Here is a 13625-nt window from a genome sequence, read left to right on the forward strand (position 1 = left end):
TTTAATCATCCAGACAGTCGTTCCGCAGCTAAAATGCAAAAAAACCTTGAACGGCCACTAACGTGGTCAATCAAGGTTTTTCCCAGAAAGACGTTATGATTTTAGAATCTCTTGAACGGTCCCGTCCTGATAACCTACGATAACATGCGTTGCCATCCCAACAAATAAACCGTTGTCTACGACTCCTGGGATGAGGTTGAGCGTTTGATGAAGCTCCTTCGCTTGTGCAATCGTGCCGAAATGGCAATCCGCGATGTAATTCCCGTTATCCGTCAGATACGGTTCATTCCCAGCTTGCCTAAGAACGGGATCAGCACCGAGCTTGCGCAGCTTTTTAATTGTCAATTCATGTCCAAACTGCACGATCTCCACCGGTAATGGGAATGCGCCAAGCTGTCGAGCCAGCTTGCTTTCGTCAACGATGATGATCAGCTGCTTGCTTGCGGATGCAACGATTTTCTCGCGAAGCAGCGCGCCTCCGCCACCTTTGATGAGATTCCACTCCTCATCTACCTCGTCAGCACCGTCAATCGTAAGATCGATCGTTTCGATTTCCGCAAACGGAAGCAAGCTTATTCCAACCTCTTTCGCTAATTCCTCAGACTGCTTGGACGTTGCGATCGCTTTGATCGATAGCCCTTCCTTTACTCTCTGCCCGAGCTTTTGGATAGCGAAATAGGCGGTTGAGCCTGTTCCGAGTCCAACGATCATGCCATCCTTAACAAACTCTGCCGCTTTTTCAGCAGCTATTCTTTTTGATTCCATCTGTGCACCTCTGCCATTTCGTTTAATGAGCCTATTTTATAGCGTTAAATAATAATGAAAATACGCTTCATCCTTCTCGTAACCATTTCGTTCGTACAATCGCTGCGCCGTTACGTTATCGATTGCTGTTGCAAGCTCTAGTCCTTTTGCATCCGCGGCAATGGCATATTGCTGGGCGCTGCCTAGGAGAAGCTGAGCAACGCCTTGGCCGCGATACTGATCGAGCACATATAAATCATTTAAGATGTAGGATGCCCGCATCGATATCGATGAAAACGACGGATAAAGCTGCGTGAAGCCGATGGCCTGATTCGCTGTCCGATCCTTTGCTATAAATAAGACGGATTCATTCTTTTCCAAACGGGCAGCCATAAAAGCTTTTGCCCCCGCAAGGTCGGATTGCTGCTTATAGAATAACCTGTATTGATCAAATAAGACTGCCGCTTCTTCTACGTGTTCAAGCGATGCTTGGAAAACCGTGATATCCATCGTTATTCCTCCTTCTATTTCTAGCATTCACTACTGATCGGATATCGTAATGGAAATGCCGGATTCCTCTGCGTTTATAATCGCTAGTCCACCAATTGGGAACGTAATCATTGGCGAAGTATGTCCAAAATCGGCATCAGCAATAACAGGAATATGTGCCAGCTCTTTTTTGGAAGCGATAATTAAGGTCATCAATTCTCTCGTCATATTGGACGCCTTCTGGAATCTGCCTATAACAATTCCCTTCACTTGATCAAAGCCTGGTTGATGAATGAGGGATTGCAAGTAACGATCAAACGCAACCGGCACCGATTCATAGTCGTCCTCTAAAAATAATATCGAGCCTTCAAGGCTCGGCATATAGGAAGTGCCTTGCAGCAGATTAAACGTGCCGAGATTTCCGCCAATGATCTTACCTTCTGCTTGCCCGCTATTTATGACATAGGGACCATCGTTGCGATCAAAGATTCGCTGCTCCTGATCCAAATACCAGGCGTCATCGCTCCACAGCTCAGTCGGTTGGACAGCGATCGCCTGCGAGCCGTTCATAATCCTCTGAAAATATTCAATTGTATACGCGTTGCCATGCTTCATGGCAAATGTCGAGAAATGTGGACCCGAATATGAAATTAAACCTGTTTTGGCATAGATGGCGTTGCTTAAAGCTGTAATATCCGAATAACCGCAAAGCCGCTTAGGGTTAGCAGCAATGATTGAATAGTCAATGTAATCCAACAGCTGGTTGCAGTTGTATCCGCCTATCGTTGTGAGTATCCCCTTCGCGCTTGGATCAAGGAACGCTTCATGCAAATCTTCAATCCTCGATGGAATGGAAGAAGAAATAAAGGCATCGGATTCTGAGCTATTTTTGGAGAAGGTAACGACAAAACCAAGCTGCTCAAGCTGCAGCTTAGCAAGCTCTATATGTTCTGGCGCTATTAAGGAAAGGCTTTGTGAAGGTGATATAATCCGAATTTCGTCGCCTGGCTTTAAAATATCCGCTCTCATTCTACGATTCCTCCTCCCAAATATTATAACGGTCAGCTAGAAGAATGAACACCTCGGCAATAGACATTTTTTGCGGAATCGGATGATCGCTATTTATGTCGTTAATTATTTCATTTGGGCTGCATCAACCGACAAACATCACGTCTAGTATCTGTTAGTATTTTTGTTAGGTTGTCCCACCACAGAATAGGAGCGCTGATTATGAATACAATAGCGAATGAACATTTTACGAACGAAACGATTGTGTTTGACGGATTTAGCTTTATCGGCTGTACGTTTACGAACTGTGTCATTATTATTACAACGCTGGAATTCAATTTCGAGAGATGCTCATTTTTCGAGTCTTCCCTTCATGTCAATCCGAATCTGTCTATTTTTGCTATCTCCCATAAGCTCTCGCAATCTACGTACGATTCAGAGACAAATTGCTACCGGAACGATTACAAATACCCGCAAACCGTAGTAGAACTGCCCGTCGTGACGACGCGCTAATCAGGATTCTTTACTTGAAAGAAGATTTATCACATAAAAAACCGCGCTCTGACTGAGAGGGCACTGAAAAGTGGAGTTTTCAGTGCCTTTTTGGTGTCTTTGCAACTTTATTTAAGTGCGTTGAAACCTTTTAAAGCTAGTTAACAGGAAAAACTCCCGTTAATTTAAGCTAAAACTACTGAAAATTATAATTTGAAGGAATTTCTCCCGTTAATTATTCGTTATTCGCCCAATCTCGGTGGATATGATCCGATTATCGGGAGATTTTCCATCTAAATGCTGTTTTTGCCTTGTCAGTAGAAAATTAGATGGAGCTTTTCCTGCTAAATCTAATCTACCAATGCTTACTCTCGCTATACGACAAACGATCCTTAGAATCGCTTCTAAGGATCGTTTAGTCTGTGTTGCGATATGCGGTTTGGTAGATAACTAGATTCCATTAACCTAGTATACGGCTTGCCAGCCGTTCTATACGGAGCACCAGCTCCTGCATATGGAACGGCTTAACCACGTAATCGTCCGCGCCGATTTGCAGAGCCTGAACGATATCCGCTTTATTGTTGCGGGCCGTGAGCATAACGATCAACAGCTGCTGCTCGGGATAGCTTTCACGAAGCCGGGTCAATACCTCTAAACCGTCCAAATCCGGCATCGAGCCATCGAGCAAAATGATATACTTCTCGCCCTCTTTATACCAATCCGAGTTTAGGAAGGACATGCCATCGGCGTACTCAAATGCCTGCACCTTCGCATGGTTTGCCGGCTTCCAGCTGGAGAATCGGTTGATCACAATTTCTCTAATGAGCGCGTCATCATCAACAATGATTACGTTTAAGAACGTATCGATTTTGGCTTCGTTCATTTCATCAGAGTAGACGACGGTTTGATTTCTGCCCCCCCGCTTGCCGCAGTAGAGCGCTTGATCGGCTTCTTCTACGAGGGACTCGGTATGGCTGTTCGCGTTCGATATTTCGGTGATGCCGGAAGAGAACGTAACTTGGAAGCAATCGTCGTTCGTTTCGAATTTAATCGCATTAAATTTCTTTCGCAACTGTTTGACAAGAAGCGCTCCCTGCAAAGCATCCGTGCTAGGAAGAATTAGGGCAAACTCCTCTCCTCCATATCGACAAAGAATATCCTGCGGCCGAATAGCAGCTTGTGCTGTAGCGACGAACGCTTGCAGCACTTCATCCCCTTTGATGTGGCCGTAATTATCATTTACCTGCTTGAAATAATCTAGGTCGAGCATGACCAGCGTGAAAATCTGCCGCTCTCGCTTAAAGCTCTCTATATGATGCCGCATCATTTGGTTAAAATGTTTCCGATTGTAGGCGCCAGTCAATTCGTCGATTATAATTGAGCGCTCCCAGTCCTTCTTCATGGCGAAACGATTGTCGATCAGGGCAGTGAGAAGCTCAATGTCGAAGGGCTTTGCAAGAAAATCCATCGCGCCGGAGCGATAAGCATGGATTTGATTTGCGACCGAGAAATTACCGCTGATCATAATGATGGGAATATGCTCCTGCCGCGCTTTGTCGACAATTTGGTTTAGCACATACATGCCGCTTTTGTCGGGCAATACGATATCAAGCAGGATGAGACTCGGCTTCCATTCGTAAAATAGCTTTAAACCCCGCTCTGCATTAAGAGCGATGCTCACCGGATAGTTTTGCTGCTCCAAAACCTCTTTGACGTAAGTCACAAAATCAACGTCATCATCAATGACGAGCACCCGATCGCGGTAGATGCTTTGGTCTTCAAATGTAGTCGAACATACAGGAGATGTGTCTTCCACCCCCACTAACCGCTCTGGTACATGAGGAAACAAAACCGTTAAAGGCAGCAGATGCTGCGACCATTCCTCGCGCGGGAGCTCCTTGCTGCTCTTCTCGGAAAACAACAGTTCCTTCGCTTCGGAAAACTTCTCAACCTCCAATAAACCTATCGTCCCGCTGGTCCCCTTGAGATTGTGGAAAAAACGGTGAATCTCCTGCTCCTCCACAGTCTCTTGGCCAGACCAATCCTCAATCGTTTGTAAAATGCGTTGATGAATCAGCTGTTTATATTTCTCGGTTTTCATGAAAAAAGCTCCTTAATTAACGCAGCATGTGCGAAATGGCTGCACTTAGTTTGCCGGGTAAATAAGGCTTCACTAAAAATTCCTTAATTCCCCATTGCGCGGCCTTCTCTTTCTCCTCAAAAGCGCTGGAAATAATGATTGGCTTGTTCAGGAGCACATCTGATTTTTTGATTTTGCCGATAATATCCCAGCCCGTTATTCCTGGCTCAAGCATAAGATCGATCACAACAATATCCGGATTGAGTTGCTCGATCGCTTCTATTGCTTTTTTGCCCTCAGTGAACAGATGGACTTGATAGCCGCTGGATCGCAATTCATCGCTAAGCAAGGCTGATAAGTTATGATCGTTCTCGATTAACATTACATGAATGGAAGATTCGGTGACCGAAAGCTCCCGCTGTTCCTCGTTTGGCAGCTGTACTTGCTGTTCCGCAATTGGTATGGTAACGACAAACGTGCTTCCTTGGCCAAACTCAGAATGAACCTCAATGCTGCCATTATGTCTAGTGACAATCTCTTTGACGATCGCTAGCCCCAGTCCCGTGCCGCCGATTTCTCTCCGGTCCGAGTTGTCGACTCGGTAAAACTTATTAAATAGATTCGGCAGCGCATCCTTAGGAATGCCAAGCCCCTGATCTTCTAATCGAATGACGATATTTTGATCTTTAATGCCGCTAAATATTTTGATTTCACCGCCGTTAGGCGAATATTTGACTGCATTGCTTAGCAAGTTAATAAATACCTGCTGCATTTTGTCGCGGTCAGCGACAACAATCGCTTCTTGTGCTTCATCTTGCCACGTAACTTGATGCTGGTCAGTTGCCATTCGCTGCATATCAATAACTTCTTTAATTAATGGCGTTAAATGAATGCGTTTGAGTTCATAGGTTTGCTTACCGGACTCCATCCTTTGCAAATCGAGGAAGTCATTAATTAATGTCGTTAAACGTCTTGCTTCCTGATGAATGGTCGTCACGTATTTTCTTTGGCGTTCCGGCTTAAGCTCACGATGCAGCAGAAGCTCAGCAAAACCCAGCACGCTGGCGAGCGGAGTCCGCAGCTCATGACTTACCGTGCTGACGAATTCGGACTTCATCCGATCAACCTCATATTCCTTCGTAATATCGCGATGAACAAGCAATAAACCAAATTTTTCACCGTTGCGGTACAAAGGCTCGCAATAAATTTGAATAAATCTTCTTTCCGGCTCCGTAATCTCGTAATTAATGCTGTGCTGTCCATTTAAATGACCATGTGTTAGGAGCGCATCCATAAATTGAAGAAGCGGCTCCGAATCCACAATCGAGGATTGGATGAGCGATTTAAATTGACCGAATGGCAAATGAATCGACTCTTCATCCTGATTGAAAAATCCGAAAATCTCCGACATTTTACGATTGATTTGCAGCGTCGTTCCATCCAAATCTACATACTGTATGCCTTCCTGAATCGTGTTCAGCATATCGCTCGTCATTAGCCGCTGCTTCTCGGATTGCTCATATAATTGCAGCTTATCGAAGGCGAGCGAGACCTGCGTCATCATGCCAACGATTTCATCCTCTTCCTGCTTCGCAATCGCCCGGTTCACTTTCGTAATAACCAGGCAGGCCACCATCTCTTCGCCGGCGTTTAAAATAGGCAAGATCAGATCGGTTGCCCGCATCTGCTCCTTATGATAGCCTTGTTCAGCGAACGAACATTCCCGAACCATGCTGTACGACTGCTTCGTCTGGGCTGCGCGCACCACGATGCCCTCATCAATGCTAGCAATAAATTGTAAGGCAGCTGCCTCGGAAATACCGACAGCAGCATAATGATGCTCCCTGTTCATCATGACAATCAAGCCCTTATCGGACTCCGTAATGGCAACAATGTTTGAAATAATGCTCTGCAGCAGCTCTTGCTGATCAAGCGTATTGGAGAGAGATTGCACAAGTTGATTGCGCTTCTCCAAATACTTCTCGTTTTGTTCCATTAGACCAACCGCGCACTGCAGCTCCTCCTGCTGTGCCTGAAGCTCGTCCTGCTGCGCGATCAGCTCCTCATTCTGAGCTAGCAGCTCTTCCTCTTTACTTTGAATTTGGGTCATCATGCTTTGGAACGTGCGCGAAAGCTCGCCAAGCTCATCCTCTCTCGACAAATCATCGAGCTCAATATGTTCTCCTTCTGCAAAGCGGCGAGCATGCAAAGTCAGCTTATTTAGCGGCACTCCGATATCGGTAGCGACCTTCCTTGTGATGAACAACGATAAAATGAGAATGAGAATGATATAACCAATAAATAATACGGCTTGGAAGGAGAGGCTTTGAATGAGCTTATCGCTTTTCTCCTCGCTGATTAGCCGGGCTTGCGTCTCAAAATCACGGGAATAGCTAATAAGCTTATTGACGGGATTGTCTTCTCCCGCCGATACAAATACGCGAAGCGCTGCGTAATCCTCGGCCTTGGACAGCTCAATCGCTTTTGGCAATAAGTTTTGGAAGTAATTCGTGAAGAAGGATTCGATATTTTTCATAACCTCTTTTTCCGATGCGCTAAGCGGGAACTTCTTGATTTCATCCAAAGCTTTGTCCAGCAATGCCTTTTCGCTAAAAATTTGCTTGTATTCAAAATCCGATAAATAAACGTAATAGCCGCGTGCTCGCAAAATAATTTCATTGGAATGATCCGCAACTTGCGAGACAAGCTCCTGCTTCATCCTCATCTGAGAGGTTTTGGCTTGATAGTCTCTTAAAATCGAAACGGTGCTGAGCAGCACAAAAATAGCACCAACCAAAATGAGCGTTAATGCAATAATCATCATCGACATATAACGTCGCGTTATGCTTTTTTTGTAATAATGCCGAAGCTTAGCCACGAAGCATCTCCTCTACCTTGTCGATCAGCTCTAATGGACTAAAAGGTTTGGACATGAATCCGTCGGCGCCAGCTAGGCGTACCTTCTCCTGCTCGGCTTGCTGGCTTTTGGCAGAGAGCATTAATATTTTGGATTGCAACCGTTCTTCAAGCTGCCGCGTTTTTTCGATAACTTCAATTCCCGTCATTTTTGGCATCATGTAATCGAGAATAATCAAGTCAAAATCGGTTGCCTTAATTTTCTCCAATGCTTCTTCCCCATCTGCTGCTTCCTCAAGCGAGTATCCCTCGTCTTCGAGCGTATCCATGATCAGCATGCGCAGTATAGGTTCATCTTCTGCAATTAATAATGATTTCATTTTCTAATCCTCCGCTGCTATGTACTCGTATGTTTCTTTCGACATGTTATGTCATAAAACTACATCGTAACTATTCGACATTCGACAATAAAATCCTTTATTATTAGCGGTTTTAATGAGGTTTAAGGCTATATTGGCAATAAAAAAACATAGAAGCAGTGCCCTTCAAGCGGCCTGCTTCTATGTTTTCTGCTCTTCAGCGTGCTTTAACAATTATTTTGCGTATACTCTCACCCGACAAATGGTATTTTCGCTCCAGATCAGCAACGGTCCAGCCATTCGAGTAATAAAGAAAGATCTCCTTATTACGCTCGGCCAGCAGCTTCCGTGTTCCGCTGACCTCACCCCAATGCGCGCGTTTCTCAGCAGCTTTTGGAACGTAAATCAAATCCCCTTGGATGTATTTTTGCAGTTCCATTAATAAACTAGGGGGAAGCACATCTCTCCCATTTTTGTAGTTCACAATAAACGTCCTCCTCGTACAGGCTCAGCTTGATTAGGTTATTCGTTCCTTTGTTCATCAACATCTTTCCTGCCTCCCTTCGATTTTTGGTAAACCCTGTGCATGTCAGAAACAAAAAAAGCTATGGATGCCTTAACTCCCATAGAAGCTTCTTTCACGATGACACTCTATAAGTATATTGTAAGCATTTACAGATGACAAGAAATGTTTAACAATATTTCCATTTAAGTTATGTGCGTTATTTATATTTATAAAAAGGAGACCTTGCGGTCTCCTCCATCAGGGTGATCTCCGTTTAAACGGAGATCACCTCCATGTTGTTAATCAAATCGATCAGCTCCTTTCCTTATCATTTGTCGGCCCGACTTCATCAGTATATACCGTCTGCCGCTTCCCCTGAAAGTGTAAGAACATTTATAAATAAACTTTACCAAAGTAGCCTGAGACCTAGCTCTTCAGCAAGCCCAGCATCTTCAAGCCATGCATAATCCCATCCTCCGTAACATCCTTCGTTACGTAACGAGCCGCTCGCTTCACTTCGTCAGACGCATTGCCCATCGCAACGCTATGATGGACGTATTGCAGCATTTCGAGATCGTTGACCCCATCGCCAAAAGCATATACATCCTCATTTTTGAATCCTGCACGTTCAATAATCGCTTGGATGCCTCTGGCCTTTGAGCCGCCAGGCGGCAGCAAATCACTTCCGTACAGATGCCAGCGAATAAATCCGAGCTCAGAGAAGTTTTCTTTGTAGTAGCCCTCATCCTCTTCCTTGCAATAAAGCAGGCATTGATAAATCTCTTTTCCAATGTAATAATCCGGATCCAATGGCGGAAGCTTTAACTTTAAGGCTTCATCGCTGTCATCCGAATACGCGGTTTGGTCCGTGCTTGACCGCATTCCGTCTGGCGTCATATATACGAGTGGATGCTTGTTCGCTATCGAGATGCGGGAAAGCTCGGCTAAGCGTGCGGGTTCTATCGCATGGCTATATACCACTTCATCGTTATAGACGACGTAAGAGCCATTAAAGCTCACGTAAGAATGGATGTTAAGCGCTTCGCTTATTGGCTTCAGCATAAACGGACCCCTGCCTGTCGCAATCACGATGTCATGGCCAGCCTCTCTCAATTCCGCAATCGCTTGCTCCGTTGATGCAGGAATTTTTTTCGCATGATCAACCAATGTCCCGTCTATATCAAAAAAAACCAGCTTCTTTGTCATAAGTTTTTTGCCTCAATCCTATTGTCTTTCCTTTTATTATAGCCCATAGGCGGAAGGCGCGTCACATTCGGAAAAACAAAATAAACCAACGCCAATCGGCATCGGTTTATTTGATTAGAACAAAACTTATGCAGCCATCTGAACGCTGTAATGGCTTCTAGCTTGGACAAGGGTCTGTTGTTTGCGGCTGACGGCTTGCAGCCTGCGGTTTTGGACGATTCCCGTAATGATAGCGGTGTCTGTAACATCACGCTGCGCAAGCTCGACGAGCAGCTCCAGATCGCCTGTCTGATAAGCCATTGCCATCTCTCTCAGCAGAAAACCCATATCCTCATCCACTTTGAAATCCTGTGAAACGGATGCCAGCTCGCGCCTAACCGCGTGCAAGGCCTCCCTCGCACGATGAAGCGCTGCTTTGATCGCTCCAGTAGTCGTATGCAGCAGCTCAGCCGTTTCTGCAATTGAATAATCCAAAGCATCCCGCAGCAGAAATACGGTTCGCTGGAGTGGCGATAAGTGGCGCATGAGCGCAAGAAGAGCTTCCTCTAGCTCCAATGTGCTTGTATCTGGCTTTGATTCCTCCTGCATATCTTGTTTGATGATACGTTCATAGTGGTTCTGCCGGCGTATTTGGTCGATCCAAGTATTTTTAGCAATTCGCAGCAATAAAGCTTCAGGGTTTGTATGCGCGGTATCGGAATGGATTGCGGCCCGCATTCCTTTGAGCCATGTGTCCTGGGCTAAATCCTCAGCATCCCACTTTGATCCTGTAAGCGACAAGCAATACCGAAGGACGCTTTCCTGCAGCTTCTGGGTGCGCTCTTCGGTGTTTTGTTGTTTCGTATTTTGATTTGTATTCGCAACAATCATCTCATCCTGCCTCCTCAGCTCTAACCCGCCTTACGCTAGGTAAAGGGAATTCTCCTTACATTAGTAAACGAATGAAGCTACTTAAAGGATACGCGATATTAAAAATATTTTCACCCGTATCCTTTGGCGGCAGCTAATCGTTTACAAGTCGTAAGCATCCAAAACTAAGCAGGAGGTTAAAATGATGAGTAATTATGTTCCTTATGTTGTAGAGCAATCGAGCCGAGGCGAAAGGTCATACGATATTTATTCCAGGCTGCTAAGAGATCGAATTGTGTTCTTGGGCTCGGCCATTGACGATAACGTTGCTAATAGCATCATCGCCCAATTATTGTTTCTAACGGCGGAGGACCCAGGCAAAGAAATATCGATGTACATCAACAGTCCTGGCGGTTCCACATCGGCCGGCTTCGCTATCCTGGATACGATGCAATTCGTGAAGCCGCCCGTGCATACGATTTGTACCGGCTTTGCCGCTTCCTTCGCGGCTATCCTCTTGCTCGCTGGCGAGAAAGGACATCGCTCCGCTCTGCCAAACAGTGAAATCATGATCCATCAGCCGCATGGCGGCGTTCAAGGCCAAGCCAGCGACATAGCGATCAGTGCCAATCGGATATTGAACATTCGGGCAAAATTAAATCAGATCTCTGCTGAGAAAACCGGCCAGCCTTTAGAAAAAATCGAAAAGGACATGGATCGGGACTATTTTATGACTTCGGAGGAAGCGCTCGAATACGGAATCATCGACAAGGTGATTACATCGATGTAGCGATTAAGCTTTTATGAATCCAAATGGCGGCTTGACTGCCGTCTCCCATCGCTATGGTTACCATCTCGGAGTGGGCGGCGACATCTCCAGCCGCCCATACATTCCTCACGCTTGTGAGCTTCGTTCGCGGATCAACAATGATATGCTTATTGTCCATTAGCTCTACGCCAAGCTGCTTCGCAAAACCAGAGCGCACTTCGTTGCCGCCGAATGCGACAAAACATCGCTCGCAAGCTAATGCTGAACCATCTTCCAACACAATGCCATTGAACTGCGCCTGCTCTGCATTCACCGATTGGATCGCTTGTTCTATGTATGGAATGCCTTTGTCCGCTAGTAGATCGAGCAGTTCACGATCGACCGGTGAACGTTCATGATTGATATAGATCAGATCCGAGGTCCAATGTGTAAGCGTGAGCGCCATGCGCGCACCGGCATTTCCTGCTCCCAGCACTAACGTTTGTCGATCTGCTACCTCATATCCATCACAATCCGGACAAATATAGGCGCTGATCCCTAAGCAAGGGATTAGCTCGGGGAAACTCGGAATTCGGTCCTTCACGCCAGTAGCAATCAACAGCCTTTTACAGCGAAAACTTACCTCATCAGCCGTGCGCAGCAGCAGGCCGTCTTCCGCATTCTCTGCACGGTCTACAACTGCTTTAATGAAACGAATGCCCAGCTGCTCCGCCTGTTGTCTCCCTAACGCGAGAAGCTCGGCACCTCCAATTCCAATTGGAAAACCGATCAGGTTATGATAGCTTCTGCACATCGTTGATCGTCCTTCGGCTGCGTCAATGACAGCTACGTTATGACGATATCTTCCTAGTTGGATAGCCGCTTGCAAGCCCGCAAACCCACCGCCTACAATTATACAGTCATATTGCATGGTTGCTCCTCCTGCCAAGCCAGCATTTGTATGCACGATCGAATGATTATTTATTATTGTTGGAATTAGCCCTTGTTATTCAATCCATAGGATCAAAAAAAAGCCAGCTGCTCTTGTGAAAAGAGCAAGCTGGCTTTCTTATTCATTGAAGGCTTAGTTTTCTTCTTCGTTTCAACAGCTCCGGAAGCGCAATGCCTACGAGGACGACAATTACGCCGGTCCATTGCAAGGCGCTCACATGCTCATTAAGGACGAACGAGGAAAGCAGCACCGCTACCGGAAGCTCCGAAGCGCCAAGTATGCCTGCCATTCCCTCGCCAATATGAGGCACTCCTACTGCGAATAGTACAGGCGGAATAAAAGCGCCGAACATGCCGAGCAGGAAACCGTAGAGCATCAAATCTCCAAAGATGAGGCCATTAAACAAAAACGCCGGCGGGAATAATATAAACACAAGTACCATGCCGCCTGTGATCATCCATACGCTGCGATAAGCCGGATGTACGGCAGGAACGGCTTTGCCGCTGAATAAAATGAACAAGGAATAGCTTACAGCTGACAGGAGGCCTAACACAACGCCCATTATATTGAACTTGCCTGTTCCTTGCTCGATAATGCCGGCGGCTAGCATCGTTCCGCCAAATAAGATGGCTATCGTGAAAAACATGATGCCGTTAGGACGCTTCTTCTGGCTTACCGCTTGAATCAGTACGCCGATCCACGTGAATTGGAATAATAAAATGATTGCTAATGAGGCCGGAATGTATCGAAGCGACTGGTAATACAGCAGGCCGGTAATCGCCGTCGGCATCCCGGCTGCCATTAAGATTAGACGGTGCTTCCACGTCAGCTTCGTCATCGTTTTTGGAGCCGCTCCGCCTTCATTGCTTGTGCTTGCTCCCCTGCCTCGCTTCTCGCGCCATTTCATAAAGAGCGCAAGCGCCCACGCTAGAATAAAGCCCGTCAGCAGCTGGCTGCCGACAACTTCGCCTAATTTATAGCCATCCCCGTAAGCAAGAACGACGATCGTTGATAAGATGCCGTAGCTTGCAGCCCCTAAAAATACCGATAAAATATATTTCATCTGTCTAAATTCCCCTCTCTGCTTGTTGTAAATCGTCATATAAACACAAAAAAATCCTAACGACGAATATAGGATCATTCGCAAATGATCACATATTCGTAGTTAGGAAGTTAAGGCTCCCCGTAGAAACCCTCACCCTGTTCAAGCAATTGCCGTGAGGTTATACGAACTATTTTATTGTGCGGTTCCGTGTTTAGCATATCGAATATTACATGACAAGTAAGGTTCTGTCAATAGATATTTATCTGGAAAATCGGACTTTTCAAAAAAGGAA

The 13625-nt window shown here is 45.8% G+C and carries 13 protein-coding genes and 1 riboswitch; of the genes, 2 read left to right on the forward strand and 11 right to left on the reverse strand.

The genetic code is table 11. The annotated features are described in order from the left end of the window. Positions 1 to 93: 93 nt before the first annotated feature. From rpiA to ADU23_RS24290, 3 genes are read right to left on the reverse strand one after another with little or no spacing between them, the layout of a single operon-like run. The gene (gene rpiA / locus ADU23_RS24280) at positions 94 to 765 is read right to left on the reverse strand and encodes a ribose-5-phosphate isomerase RpiA (RefSeq protein WP_053376103.1); all 672 of its coding nucleotides are present in this window, start codon (positions 763 to 765) and stop codon (positions 94 to 96) included. 36 nt (positions 766 to 801) lie between these two features. Continuing rightward, complete coding sequence (locus ADU23_RS24285) at positions 802 to 1254, reverse strand: GNAT family N-acetyltransferase (protein WP_197286108.1); 453 nt, start codon at positions 1252 to 1254, stop codon at positions 802 to 804. 30 nt (positions 1255 to 1284) lie between these two features. Beyond that, entirely contained in the window at positions 1285 to 2262 is a 978-nt protein-coding gene (locus tag ADU23_RS24290; protein WP_053376104.1) for a S66 family peptidase, read from the reverse strand. A gap of 201 nt (positions 2263 to 2463) precedes the next feature. On the opposite strand from ADU23_RS24290, the gene ADU23_RS24295 reads away from it, so the two are divergent. Continuing rightward, positions 2464 to 2754: a hypothetical protein gene (locus ADU23_RS24295; protein WP_053376105.1), complete on the forward strand. Its 291-nt coding sequence runs from the start codon at positions 2464 to 2466 to the stop codon at positions 2752 to 2754. 439 nt (positions 2755 to 3193) lie between these two features. Here the strand turns inward: ADU23_RS24295 and ADU23_RS24300 are convergent, their stop codons facing one another. The 6 genes from ADU23_RS24300 to ADU23_RS24325 all read right to left on the reverse strand — a co-directional run bounded on the left by ADU23_RS24300 (position 3194) and on the right by ADU23_RS24325 (position 10609). Then, on the reverse strand, positions 3194 to 4834 hold the full coding sequence (locus tag ADU23_RS24300; protein ID WP_053376106.1) for a GGDEF domain-containing response regulator: 1641 nt from the start codon (positions 4832 to 4834) through the stop codon (positions 3194 to 3196). A 16-nt stretch (positions 4835 to 4850) separates the two neighbouring features. Continuing rightward, positions 4851 to 7691: an ATP-binding protein gene (locus ADU23_RS24305; RefSeq protein WP_053376107.1), complete on the reverse strand. Its 2841-nt coding sequence runs from the start codon at positions 7689 to 7691 to the stop codon at positions 4851 to 4853. Further along, a complete protein-coding gene (locus ADU23_RS24310; protein ID WP_053376108.1) occupies positions 7684 to 8049 on the reverse strand; it encodes a response regulator in 366 nt (121 codons plus the stop codon). Before ADU23_RS24310 ends, ADU23_RS24305 begins: the two co-directional genes overlap by 8 nt. Positions 8050 to 8245: 196 nt before the next feature. Further along, positions 8246 to 8512, reverse strand: a complete 267-nt coding sequence (locus ADU23_RS24315) for a CD3324 family protein (RefSeq protein WP_053376109.1) — start codon at positions 8510 to 8512, stop codon at positions 8246 to 8248. Positions 8513 to 8959: 447 nt separating this feature from the next. After that, complete coding sequence (locus ADU23_RS24320; RefSeq protein ID WP_053376110.1) at positions 8960 to 9739, reverse strand: Cof-type HAD-IIB family hydrolase; 780 nt, start codon at positions 9737 to 9739, stop codon at positions 8960 to 8962. Positions 9740 to 9865: 126 nt separating this feature from the next. Continuing rightward, complete coding sequence (locus ADU23_RS24325) at positions 9866 to 10609, reverse strand: RNA polymerase sigma factor (RefSeq protein ID WP_053376111.1); 744 nt, start codon at positions 10607 to 10609, stop codon at positions 9866 to 9868. Between the two features lie 184 nt (positions 10610 to 10793). Here ADU23_RS24325 and clpP point away from each other — a divergent pair, with 184 nt between their 5' ends. Then, on the forward strand, positions 10794 to 11378 hold the full coding sequence (gene clpP, locus ADU23_RS24330) for an ATP-dependent Clp endopeptidase proteolytic subunit ClpP (protein WP_053376112.1): 585 nt from the start codon (positions 10794 to 10796) through the stop codon (positions 11376 to 11378). Here the strand turns inward: clpP and ADU23_RS24335 are convergent. Together ADU23_RS24335 and ADU23_RS24340 are read right to left on the reverse strand one after the other, a co-directional pair. Further along, the gene (locus ADU23_RS24335; RefSeq protein WP_053376113.1) at positions 11365 to 12267 is read right to left on the reverse strand and encodes an NAD(P)/FAD-dependent oxidoreductase; all 903 of its coding nucleotides are present in this window, start codon (positions 12265 to 12267) and stop codon (positions 11365 to 11367) included. The genes clpP and ADU23_RS24335 overlap by 14 nt on opposite strands. A gap of 142 nt (positions 12268 to 12409) precedes the next feature. Further along, positions 12410 to 13351 (reverse strand): EamA family transporter, encoded by a 942-nt coding sequence (locus ADU23_RS24340; protein WP_053376114.1) that lies wholly within the window; start codon positions 13349 to 13351, stop codon positions 12410 to 12412. Positions 13352 to 13430: 79 nt separating this feature from the next. Then, a riboswitch (purine riboswitch) is annotated at positions 13431 to 13539 on the reverse strand. Positions 13540 to 13625: the final 86 nt, after the last annotated feature.

It is taken from the genome of Paenibacillus sp. FJAT-27812 (assembly GCF_001273905.1).
Classification (GTDB): domain Bacteria; phylum Bacillota; class Bacilli; order Paenibacillales; family Paenibacillaceae; genus Pristimantibacillus.